Below are 9,768 nucleotides of genomic sequence, written 5' to 3'. Positions count from 1 at the left end.
TCTGTTGGACGTTCTCTCAGCCGGTCGATAAGCGCCAGTGGGGAGGTGACCTGCCGATCGTCGCCGGCCTGGTTTTGCCGAACCTGGCCACTGTGCTGGTTCACTGGCTGTTCGTGCGCTGGCGGTTGAGCCGCGGCTCGATTAACGCACAGGTGGGCGCATGAAGACGGTTCTTTGCTACGGCGACTCGCTGACCTGGGGCTACAATGCCGAAGGTGGCCGCCATGCGCTGGAAGACCGCTGGCCCAGCGTGCTCCAGGCAGCGTTAGGCGCCGGCGTGCAAGTGATTGCCGATGGCCTCAACGGCCGCACCACCGCCTTCGACGATCATCTGGCCGGTGCGGACCGCAACGGTGCAAAACTGCTACCAACCGTCCTGACGACGCATGCGCCGATCGACCTGATTGTCATCATGCTCGGCGCCAACGACATGAAGCCGTGGATCCACGGCAATCCGGTCGCGGCCAAGCAAGGCATCCAGCGGCTGATCGACATCGTGCGCGGCCACGACTATCCGTTCGACTGGCCGGCGCCGCAGATCCTGATCGTGTCGCCGCCCGTGGTCAGCCGCACCGAAAATGCCGATTTCAAGGAAATGTTTGCCGGCGGCGATGACGCCTCGAAGTTTTTGGCACCGCAATATGCCGCGCTCGCCGATGAAGCCGGCTGTGGCTTCTTCGATGCCGGCAGCGTGGCGCAAACCACCCCCCTCGACGGTGTCCACCTCGATGCCGAAAACACGCGAAACATCGGCGAGGCGCTGACACCAGTCGTGCGCGTCATGCTGGAATTGTGAAGGAGAAAACCGTGGCTGAGAACTACGACGTCATCATCATCGGCTCCGGCCCCGGCGGCTATGTCACGGCGGTGCGCTCCGCGCAGCTTGGCTTCAAGACGGCGATCGTCGAGCGCGAGCATCTCGGCGGCATCTGCCTCAACTGGGGCTGCATCCCGACCAAGGCGCTGCTGCGCTCGGCCGAGATCATGCATTATTCGGATCACCTGAAGGATTACGGCCTGAAGTTGGAGGGTAAGGTCAGCGCCGACACAGCGGCCGTGGTCGACCGCTCGCGAAAAGTCTCGTTGCGGCTCAACGGTGGCGTTGCCTTCCTGATGAAGAAGAACAAGGTCGACGTCATCTGGGGCGAGGCCAAGCTTTCGAAGCCGGGTGAGATCGTCGTGTCCAAGACGGCCAAGAAGCCGATGGAGCCGCAGCCCCCGGTGCCGAAAGGCGTCAAGGGCGAGGGCACCTACACCGCCAAGCACATCATCCTGGCGACCGGCGCCCGGCCACGCGCACTGCCCGGCATCGAGCCTGACGGCAGACTGATCTGGACCTATTTCGAGGCCATGGTGCCGAAGGAGATGCCGAAGTCGCTGCTGGTCATGGGATCAGGCGCCATCGGCATCGAATTCGCCTCCTTCTACCGCACCATGGGCGCCGAGGTGACGGTGGTCGAGCTGCTGCCGGCGGTGATGCCGGTCGAGGACGCCGAAGTCTCGAAATTCGCGCAGAAGCAGTTCGAGAAGCAAGGCATGAAGATCATCCTCGAAGCCAAGGTGACCAAGGTCGAGAAGGGTGCCAACTCGGTCACCGCGCATGTCGAGATGAAGGACGGCAAGGTCGAGAAGATCACCGCCGATCGGATGATCTCGGCCGTCGGCGTGCAGGGCAACATCGAGGGCCTCGGGCTCGAGGCGCTCGGCGTGAAGACGGAGCGTGGCTGCGTCGTCATCGATGGTTACGGCAAGACCAATGTGCCGGGCATCTACGCCATCGGCGATGTCGCCGGCCCGCCGATGCTCGCCCACAAGGCCGAACATGAGGGGGTCGTGTGCATCGAGAAGATCGCTGATTTCCCCGGCGTGCATGCCACCGACAAGCTGAAGATTCCGGGCTGCACCTACTGCAATCCGCAGGTCGCCTCGGTTGGCCTGACGGAAGCCAAGGCCAAGGCCGAGGGCAAGGACATCCGGGTCGGGCGCTTCCAGTTCGCCGCCAATGGCAAGGCGATCGCGCTCGGTGAGGACCAGGGCTTCATCAAGACCATCTTCGACAAGAAGACCGGCCAGCTGCTCGGTGCGCACATGGTCGGGGCCGAAGTGACCGAACTGATCCAGGGCTTTGTCGTGGCGATGAACCTGGAGACGACCGAGGAAGAGCTGATGCACACCATCTTCCCGCACCCGACGCTGTCGGAGATGATGAAGGAAAGCGTGCTCGACGCCTATGGCCGCGCGCTCAACGCGTGATAGATTGAAAGCGCTGCTACAGATGGAACCCGGCGGCAAGCCAGTTCGTTTGCGGATGCGTTTTCACGCATCACACAAGGAGAAGGCATATGCATTTGAATGGCGTCGGCTGGATAGCAGCCATCATTATCGGCGGTCTGGCAGGCTGGTTCGCCGAAATGTTCATGAAGAGCAACACCGGCATCTTCATGAACATCGTTATGGGTATCGTTGGCGCGGTCGTGCTGAACGCCATTCTGCAGGCTCTCAATTTCGGCCCGTTCGGGATTGGCTGGATTGCCTATCTGATCACCGGTTTTATCGGAGCGTGCCTGCTGATCTGGGCAGGACGCCTGGTGCGCCGTTAACATCACTGAAGATCTGCCATGCGAAAAAGGCTGTTGCGGCATGCGCCGCAGCGGCCTTTTTTCTTGCGCCGAAAAGTCCTAGATGACGTTATGACAACGAACGCCTGACTGGCGCTCGCCAATGAACCAGGTTTCCCGATGGTCACTGTCCTCGATACGATCGCCAACGCACCGCGCCTGCGGCATCCGGAAAAGGCGCACAAGCCCGACCAGGATGTGCTGCGCAAGCCCGACTGGATCCGCGTCAAGGCGCCGATGTCGAAGGGCTATGCCGAAACGCGCGAAATCGTGAAGTCGCACAAGCTGGTGACGGTCTGTGAAGAGGCCGGCTGTCCCAACATCGGCGAGTGCTGGGAAAAGAAGCACGCCACCTTCATGATCATGGGCGAGATCTGCACGCGCGCCTGCGCGTTCTGCAACGTCGCCACAGGCATTCCAACCGCGCTTGACCCGGATGAGCCGGCCCGCGTCGCACACGCGGTCAAGCAGATGGGCCTTACCCATGTCGTCATCACCTCGGTCGACCGCGACGATCTCGCCGATGGCGGTGCGCAGCATTTTGCCGAGGTCATCCGCGCCATCCGGGCGGCGACGCCGCTGACGACGATCGAAATCCTGACGCCCGACTTCCTGCGCAAGGACGGCGCGCTGGAGATCGTCGTGGCGGCCAAGCCCGACGTCTTCAACCACAATCTGGAGACCGTGCCGTCGAACTATCTGACGGTTCGTCCGGGCGCCCGCTATTTCCATTCGATCCGGCTGCTGCAGCGGGTCAAGGAACTCGACCCGTCGATCTTCACCAAGTCCGGCATCATGGTGGGTCTAGGCGAAGAGCGGAATGAGATCCTGCAGCTGATGGACGATCTGCGTTCGGCCAATGTCGACTTCATGACGATCGGCCAATATTTGCAGCCGTCGAAGAAGCACCATCCGGTGATCCGCTTCGTCACGCCGGAGGAATTCAAATCTTTCGAGACGATCGGCCGGACCAAGGGTTTCCTGCTGGTGGCGTCCAGCCCGCTGACGCGTTCGTCGCATCACGCCGGCGACGATTTCGCCAAGCTGCGTGCGGCACGGGAAGCGATTCTCAAGAAATCAGCTTAATCAGCCGGTTTCATGCCAAAATTCGAAGCCACCCGACGCGTATCCCATACACCCGAGCAGATGTTCGCTTTGGTCGCCGACGTTGAATCCTACCCGCAATTCTTGCCGCTTTGCGAAGCGCTGACGGTTCGCTCGCGCAAGGAGCGTGACGGGCGCACCGTTCTCCTCGCCGATATGAGCATCGGCTACAAGGCGATCCGCGAAACCTTCACGACGCAGGTGCTGCTGAAGCCCGACGAGAACACCATCGACGTGAAATACATCGACGGCCCGTTCAAATATCTGAGCAATGTCTGGCGTTTCGAACCGGACGGCGCCGGTTGCGCCGTCCGCTTCTTCATCGACTACGAATTCAAGAGCCGTATTCTGGGCGCGGTGATGGGCACCATGTTCGACCGCGCCTTCCGCATGTTCGCCGAGGCTTTCGAGAAGCGCGCAGACGTTATTTATGGTGCAGCACCCTCAGCCTGATGCTGGCCAAGCGCACGCAAACCCAGTTCCAGTGCGTGCTTGACCGTTTCGCGACGAATGAAATCGCGGCCTTTGTCTGCAAAGAGCTGGTGCTCGGCGACAATCGGTCGGCCGTCCAGCGCAACCCCGAACCAGACCAGACCGACCGGTTTTCCCGCCGAACCGCCGCCAGGCCCGGCGATCCCGGTAACCGCCAGGGTCAGTCGGGCGCGCGAACGAGCAAGCGCGCCTGTCGCCATTTCGACCGCCGTCTCGCGCGAAACCGCGCCATGCGCCTCGAGCGTGGCGGCGGAAACACCGAGCATGTCCATCTTGGCTTCGTTGGAATAGGTGATGAAGCCGCGATCAACCACGGCGGACGAGCCGGCAATGTCGGTCAACGCCGCGATGATCATGCCGCCGGTGCAGCTTTCCGCCGTTGCCAGCATGATGCCTCGCTTCTGGCAGGCTTGCAGCAGGGCATTCGCCAGCTCATTGTTGATCATTCCGGCACCTCGCCGGGAAACACCACGCTGGCGGTGGCGATCGCCGCAATGCCTTCCTCGCGCCCGACAAAGCCGAGCTTTTCGTTGGTTGTTGCCTTGATCGAGATGCGGTCCGCGGAAATTGCCAGCATCTGCGACAGGGCTGCCGCCATCGCCTCGCGATGCGGGCCGACGCGCGGCGCTTCGCAGATCAGCGTGATATCGGCGTTGGCGATGCGGCCGCCGCGCTCGCGCACCAGCCTTGCCGCATGCTCGACGAATATCCGCGACGCAGCGCCTTTCCATTGCGGATCGGACGGCGGGAAATGCGTGCCGATGTCGCCGGCGCCGCAAGTCGCCAGCAGCGCATCGGTCAGAGCATGCAGACCTACATCGGCGTCGGAATGGCCGGACAGCTTCTTGTCGTGTGCAATGGCGACGCCACACAGCGTGACATGGTCGCCGGGCTCGAAGGCGTGGACGTCGTAGCCATTGCCGGTCCGGATGTCGGGAAAACGCACGCGTTCGCCGGAAAGCCGCTGGTCCGCCATCGCAATATCCCGTGCCCAGGTGAGTTTGACATTGTCCGGCGAGCCCGGAACGATCTTGACCGGAATATGCGCCCATTCGGCGATAGCGGCATCGTCGGTAAAGTCCATTTTTCCCAGATGATGGGCTTTCTCGTGCGCGGCAAGGATGGGCCAGAATGGAAAGCCCTGTGGCGTTTGCGCCGCGTGAAGCCCGCTGCGCGAAACGGTTTCTCCAACCACGCCGGAGGCCGACTCACGCTTCAGCGTGTCGGCGACGGGCAAAGCGGGCAACGCGCCCTCGCGCTCGCCAATGGCGGCGATGGTGCGATCTATCAGGTCGGCATCGACAAACGGGCGGACGGCATCGTGGATCAGAACCTGCGCCGGCGCGTGGCCTCTAAGGGCAAGCAGGCCGAGCCGGACGGACTCCTGCCTGGTCGCCCCACCGATAACGGCGGTGACGCGCTCGGCGTTGGCGCCCGCCGCCTGCCGGAACAACTCGTGGTCGTCGGCATGGATGGCGACGACGATCTCGCTGGTCCGCGAGTGGGCCAGAAAAATGTCCAGCGTGTGTGCGATGACGGCAAAGCCGCCAATGTGTTGATATTGCTTCGGTCCGTTGGCCTGTCCGGCGCGCGCACCACGGCCGGCTGCAACGATCACCACCGCGACCTTGCCATCCCCACCCGAAACGTGATTTTCACCTGCGTCAGTCATGCCCGTTTGGTCCTAGCGCACGATCCCGAAAAGTGTAATCGGTTTTCGGAAAGATCGTGCGCTAAGTATAAAATTCCAAAGCGTCCTTTGCGCGTTCTGAGGGACGCGCGGCGCTTTGGCCGCGGCCAAAGCCGAAGGCCAGCATTTTCCCAATTGCGCCTTAATGTGACGTCATTCCGCGTTGCACATTGCGGCCGATATGGCTAGAGAATGTGCAACGAATGAAGATGCTTGGTTTTTGTGCATGGTTAACTTGACGCAATTGGCCGCGCCGCTTGACGTCGGCGGCGTGAGAATCCGCAATCGTGTGTTCCTCGCACCGATGTCGGGCATTACGGACGAGCCGTTCCGGCAGCGTGCCCACGCGCATGGAGCGGGCTTGGTCGTGTCCGAAATGGTTGCCAGTGGCGAGCTCGCCAAGGGCAGGGCCGGTTTCAACCTGCGCATACGCCACTCCGGCCTGCCGGTCCATATGGTTCAGCTAGCAGGCCGTGAGGCGATGCACATGGCCGAAGGTGCCAGAATCGCCGCCGGTGAGGGGGCCGACATTATCGACATCAACATGGGATGCCCGGCCAAGAAGGTCACCGGCGGTTATGCGGGTTCGGCATTGATGCTGGATCTCGACCACGCGCTGTCACTGATCGACGCCGTTGTCGGTGCGGTCGAGGTGCCGGTGACGGTCAAGATGCGGCTCGGCTGGGACGAAGGCGCGCTCAACGGCCCGATGCTGGCGCGCCGCGCCGAGCAGGCCGGCGTCAGGATGGTGACCGTGCACGGCCGCACGCGCTGCCAGTTCTATCAGGGCAAGGCCGACTGGCGCGCCATCGCCCGCGTCAAGGAAGCCGTGTCCATCCCGGTCGTCGCCAATGGTGACGTCTCTTCGCCGGCGGAAGCGGCCGACATTCTCGATCAATCGGGTGCCGACGCCGTGATGATCGGCCGTGCCCATTATGGAGCGCCCTGGATCGCAGGTGGCATTGCGGCCGCAGCGAAAGGCGAAGCGACGCCAAATGTTCCACAGCACCCGACCGCGCTCGCCGACTACATCGTGGCCCACTATGAGGACATGCTGGCGCTCTACGGCGCCGAAAGCGGCCTGCGCCAGGCGCGCAAGCATCTTGGCTGGTATCTTGATCGGCATGCCGGCGGCGTCGCCGACGACAGCCGAAAGGCCATAATGACCGCATTCGAGCCCGCGCGCGTCATTGCCTTGTTGCGCGATGTGTTTTCGCGCGATCCGCAACCCTTGAACCTGCGGAGCGCCGCATGAACGCCGCCGCCGTCCAAGGCGCTGAAATGGCGGATGCCGCCCAGATCGTGCTCAACACCATCCGCCGCCCGGTGATCATGATCAGCGAGGAGGGGTTCATCACCTTCGCCAACGCCGACGCGGAAGACTTCTTTCGTTCGAGCGCGACCATGCTCGCCCGCAACACGCTGTCAAAACTCATTCCCTTCGGCAGCCCGCTGCTGACGCTGGTCGATCAGGTGCGCGAGCGTCGGGCTCCGGTCAACGAGTATCGGGTCGACGTGTCGTCGCCGCGTCTCGGCATCGAGAAGGTCGTCGATCTCTACGTCGCGCCGGTGCCGGAATATCCGGGCTCCGTCGTGGTGATGTTCCAGGAACGGTCGATGGCCGACAAGATCGACCGGCAGATGACGCATCGGGGTGCCGCACGTTCGGTGACCGGTCTGGCGGCGATGCTTGCCCATGAGATCAAGAACCCGCTCTCAGGCATCCGCGGCGCGGCCCAGTTGCTGGAACTGTCTGCTTCCGACGAGGACCGTGCGCTGACGCGGCTGATCACCGACGAGACGGACCGCATCGTGTCGCTGGTCGATCGCATGGAGGTGTTTTCCGACGAGCGGCCGATCGACCGCTATCCCGTCAACATCCATGTCGTGCTCGACCATGTGAAGGCGATTGCCAAGAACGGTTTTGCCAAGAAAATCAAGATAATGGAGGATTATGATCCTTCATTGCCTCCGGTGTTTGCCAACCGCGACCAGCTCATCCAGGTGTTCCTCAACCTGGTCAAGAACGCTGCCGAGGCGATCGGCAGCGACCCGCAGGGCGAGATCGTGCTGTCGACCGCCTTCCGGCCGGGCATCCGTGTTTCCGTTCCGGGCACGCAGGACCGCGTGTCGCTGCCGCTGGAATTCTGCGTGCGCGACAATGGCTCCGGCGTCTCCGAAGACATCCTGCCGATCCTGTTCGACCCGTTCATCACCACCAAGCCGAACGGCTCCGGGTTGGGTCTTGCGCTGGTCGCCAAGATCGTCGGCGAGCATGGCGGCATCATCGAATGCGAATCGACGCCGCGCGGCACCACATTCCGCATCCTGATGCCGGCCTGGAAAGAAGCGCCAAACGGCGCCGACGATGACGGCGAAGGAGACCTCAAATGACCGTTCGCGGCAATATTCTCGTCGCCGACGACGACGCGGCGATCCGCACCGTCCTCAACCAGGCGCTTTCACGCGCCGGTCATGAGGTGCGCGTCACCTCCAACGCTTCGACGCTTTGGCGCTGGGTGGCGGCGGGCGAGGGCGATCTGGTCATCACCGATGTGGTGATGCCGGACGAAAACGCCTTCGACATGCTGCCGCGCATCAAGAAGGCGCGGCCGGAGCTGCCGGTTATCGTCATGAGCGCCCAGAACACATTCATGACAGCGATCCGCGCCTCCGAAACCGGCGCTTACGAATATCTGCCCAAGCCCTTCGACCTGACCGAACTGCTCAACATCGTCAACCGGGCGCTTTCCGAGCCGCGTCGGCCGAAGATCGATGCGCGGCCGGAAGAACAGCCCGACGCGATGCCGCTGGTCGGCCGCTCGGCGGCCATGCAGGATATCTACCGCATGCTGGCGCGCATGATGCAGACCGACCTGACGGTGATGATCTCGGGCGAATCCGGCACCGGCAAGGAGCTGGTGGCGCGCGCGCTGCATGAATATGGCCGCCGCCGCGGCGGCCCCTTCGTCGCCATCAATATGGCGGCGATCCCGCGTGATCTGATCGAATCGGAACTGTTCGGCCACGAGAAGGGTGCCTTCACCGGCGCGCAGAACCGCTCGACCGGCCGCTTCGAGCAGGCCGAAGGCGGCACGCTGTTCCTCGATGAAATCGGCGACATGCCGATGGAGGCGCAGACGCGCCTGCTGCGCGTGCTGCAGCAGGGCGAGTACACCACGGTCGGCGGACGCACGCCGATCAAGACCGACGTGCGCATCGTCGCTGCCACCAACAAGGATCTGCGCACGCTGATCAACCAGGGGCTCTTCCGCGAGGATCTTTTCTATCGCCTCAACGTCGTGCCGCTCCGGCTGCCGGCGCTGCGTGAGCGCTCCGAGGATGTGCCGGACCTCGTCCGCCATTTCTTCAAGCTCGGCGAAATGGAAGGCCTGCAGACCAAGCGCATTTCTTCCGGCGGCATCGAGTTGATGAAGCGCTATCCGTGGCCGGGCAATGTGCGCGAACTGGAAAACCTGGTTCGCAGGCTCGCCGCGCTCTATTCGCAGGACGAGATTTCCGCCGAGATCATCGAGGCGGAGCTCAAGACCGGCGAACGTCCGGTGGTGCCGGGTGGCGGCAATCTGATCCCCGACGATTTGTCGATCGGGCAGGCGGTCGAGCACTTCCTGCAGCGCTATTTCGCTTCCTTTGCCGGCGAATTGCCGCCGGCGGGGCTTTATCAGCGCATCCTGTCCGAGGTCGAGTTTCCGCTCGTCCTGGCCTCGATGACGGCAACGCGCGGCAACCAGATCAAGGCTGCGGAACTGCTGGGCTTGAACCGCAACACGCTGCGCAAGAAGATCCGCGAGCTCGGCGTCAACGTCTACAAATCATCGCGGCAGGGCTGAGCCTTGATCTGAG

At 62.8% G+C, this 9,768-nt stretch carries 10 protein-coding genes; 8 read left to right on the top strand and 2 right to left on the bottom strand.

Translation table 11 applies throughout. The features are described 5' to 3' along the window. The first annotated feature begins 160 nt into the window (after positions 1 to 160). From EOC06_RS17775 to EOC06_RS17755, 5 genes are all read left to right on the top strand, one after another. Positions 161 to 796 carry an SGNH/GDSL hydrolase family protein gene (locus EOC06_RS17775; protein WP_128308383.1) on the top strand — a complete coding sequence of 212 codons (636 nt, stop codon included), beginning with the start codon at positions 161 to 163 and terminating at the stop codon, positions 794 to 796. Between the two features lie 11 nt (positions 797 to 807). Beyond that, positions 808 to 2,253: a dihydrolipoyl dehydrogenase gene (lpdA, locus tag EOC06_RS17770; RefSeq protein WP_128308382.1), complete on the top strand. Its 1,446-nt coding sequence runs from the start codon at positions 808 to 810 to the stop codon at positions 2,251 to 2,253. Between the two features lie 89 nt (positions 2,254 to 2,342). Beyond that, positions 2,343 to 2,600, top strand: coding sequence for a GlsB/YeaQ/YmgE family stress response membrane protein (locus tag EOC06_RS17765; RefSeq protein ID WP_128308381.1), 258 nt, complete (start codon positions 2,343 to 2,345; stop codon positions 2,598 to 2,600). A 138-nt stretch (positions 2,601 to 2,738) separates the two neighbouring features. Next, the gene (lipA, locus tag EOC06_RS17760; protein ID WP_024505190.1) at positions 2,739 to 3,704 is read left to right on the top strand and encodes a lipoyl synthase; all 966 of its coding nucleotides are present in this window, start codon (positions 2,739 to 2,741) and stop codon (positions 3,702 to 3,704) included. 12 nt (positions 3,705 to 3,716) lie between these two features. After that, positions 3,717 to 4,175 (top strand): type II toxin-antitoxin system RatA family toxin, encoded by a 459-nt coding sequence (locus EOC06_RS17755; RefSeq protein ID WP_056588712.1) that lies wholly within the window; start codon positions 3,717 to 3,719, stop codon positions 4,173 to 4,175. On the opposite strand, the gene EOC06_RS17750 is transcribed toward EOC06_RS17755, so the two are convergent. Beyond that, complete coding sequence (locus EOC06_RS17750) at positions 4,151 to 4,660, bottom strand: CinA family protein (RefSeq protein WP_128308380.1); 510 nt, start codon at positions 4,658 to 4,660, stop codon at positions 4,151 to 4,153. The genes EOC06_RS17755 and EOC06_RS17750 overlap by 25 nt on opposite strands. Further along, positions 4,657 to 5,886 (bottom strand): bifunctional 2-C-methyl-D-erythritol 4-phosphate cytidylyltransferase/2-C-methyl-D-erythritol 2,4-cyclodiphosphate synthase, encoded by a 1,230-nt coding sequence (locus EOC06_RS17745; protein WP_128308379.1) that lies wholly within the window; start codon positions 5,884 to 5,886, stop codon positions 4,657 to 4,659. Before EOC06_RS17745 ends, EOC06_RS17750 begins: the two co-directional genes overlap by 4 nt. A 244-nt stretch (positions 5,887 to 6,130) precedes the next feature. On the opposite strand from EOC06_RS17745, the gene dusB reads away from it, so the two are divergent. From dusB to ntrC, 3 genes are read left to right on the top strand one after another with little or no spacing between them, the layout of a single operon-like run. Continuing rightward, positions 6,131 to 7,159, top strand: coding sequence for a tRNA dihydrouridine synthase DusB (gene dusB, locus EOC06_RS17740; protein WP_128308378.1), 1,029 nt, complete (start codon positions 6,131 to 6,133; stop codon positions 7,157 to 7,159). Beyond that, the gene (locus EOC06_RS17735; RefSeq protein WP_128308377.1) at positions 7,156 to 8,298 is read left to right on the top strand and encodes a nitrogen regulation protein NR(II); all 1,143 of its coding nucleotides are present in this window, start codon (positions 7,156 to 7,158) and stop codon (positions 8,296 to 8,298) included. Before dusB ends, EOC06_RS17735 begins: the two co-directional genes overlap by 4 nt. After that, on the top strand, positions 8,295 to 9,755 hold the full coding sequence (gene ntrC, locus EOC06_RS17730; protein ID WP_127322922.1) for a nitrogen regulation protein NR(I): 1,461 nt from the start codon (positions 8,295 to 8,297) through the stop codon (positions 9,753 to 9,755). Before EOC06_RS17735 ends, ntrC begins: the two co-directional genes overlap by 4 nt. Positions 9,756 to 9,768 lie beyond the last annotated feature (13 nt).

This window comes from Mesorhizobium sp. M7A.F.Ca.MR.362.00.0.0 (genome assembly GCF_004023175.1).
In the GTDB taxonomy this organism is placed as follows: domain Bacteria; phylum Pseudomonadota; class Alphaproteobacteria; order Rhizobiales; family Rhizobiaceae; genus Mesorhizobium.
This window is presented reverse-complemented; position numbering and strand designations above follow the sequence as displayed.

Excerpts from the sequence above, each read along its gene's own strand:
- EOC06_RS17750 (WP_128308380.1), bottom strand. The coding sequence starts at position 4,660 with ATGATCAACAATGAGCTGGCGAATGCCCTGCTGCAAGCCTGCCAGAAG.
- EOC06_RS17745 (WP_128308379.1), bottom strand. The coding sequence starts at position 5,886 with ATGACTGACGCAGGTGAAAATCACGTTTCGGGTGGGGATGGCAAGGTC.
- EOC06_RS17735 (WP_128308377.1), top strand. The coding sequence starts at position 7,156 with ATGAACGCCGCCGCCGTCCAAGGCGCTGAAATGGCGGATGCCGCCCAG.
- lipA (WP_024505190.1), top strand. The coding sequence starts at position 2,739 with ATGGTCACTGTCCTCGATACGATCGCCAACGCACCGCGCCTGCGGCAT.
- EOC06_RS17755 (WP_056588712.1), top strand. The coding sequence starts at position 3,717 with ATGCCAAAATTCGAAGCCACCCGACGCGTATCCCATACACCCGAGCAG.
- EOC06_RS17765 (WP_128308381.1), top strand. The coding sequence starts at position 2,343 with ATGCATTTGAATGGCGTCGGCTGGATAGCAGCCATCATTATCGGCGGT.
- ntrC (WP_127322922.1), top strand. The coding sequence starts at position 8,295 with ATGACCGTTCGCGGCAATATTCTCGTCGCCGACGACGACGCGGCGATC.
- dusB (WP_128308378.1), top strand. The coding sequence starts at position 6,131 with ATGGTTAACTTGACGCAATTGGCCGCGCCGCTTGACGTCGGCGGCGTG.
- EOC06_RS17775 (WP_128308383.1), top strand. The coding sequence starts at position 161 with ATGAAGACGGTTCTTTGCTACGGCGACTCGCTGACCTGGGGCTACAAT.